Origin of the sequence: Massilia sp. LXY-6, from assembly GCF_051233485.1 — a bacterium.
Classification (GTDB): Bacteria; Pseudomonadota; Gammaproteobacteria; order Burkholderiales; family Burkholderiaceae_D; genus Telluria.
Genome location: NZ_JBKFGF010000117.1, coordinates 1 through 259 on the forward strand (window position 1 = coordinate 1; position 259 = coordinate 259).

General features: G+C 62.9%; 1 protein-coding gene. It reads left to right on the forward strand.

The genetic code is table 11. The features are described 5' to 3' along the window. A partial coding sequence (locus tag ACI48D_RS26070) for a hypothetical protein (protein WP_435574143.1) occupies positions 1-259 on the forward strand: 259 nt, incomplete at both ends.

Sequence of the window (259 nt, forward strand, 5' to 3'; positions counted from 1 at the left end):
CCGATCGACACGACTGCACCGACGGTAGCGATCAACCACCTGGCTGGTGCAACCGGCTACGACAACGGCTTCAGCGTCACTGAAGGAGCAGTGGTCACCCTGACCGGTGCGACGTTGGACCAGTTCGCCAAGACCACCGCAGCCGGTGTGGATACCTACACCGCCAAGACTGGTGTCTTCACTGGTAGCGAAGTGATCTCCGTTTCGGCAACCGTCACCGATGCTGCCGGCAACGTCAGCCCGGCTGGCACGCTGCCCC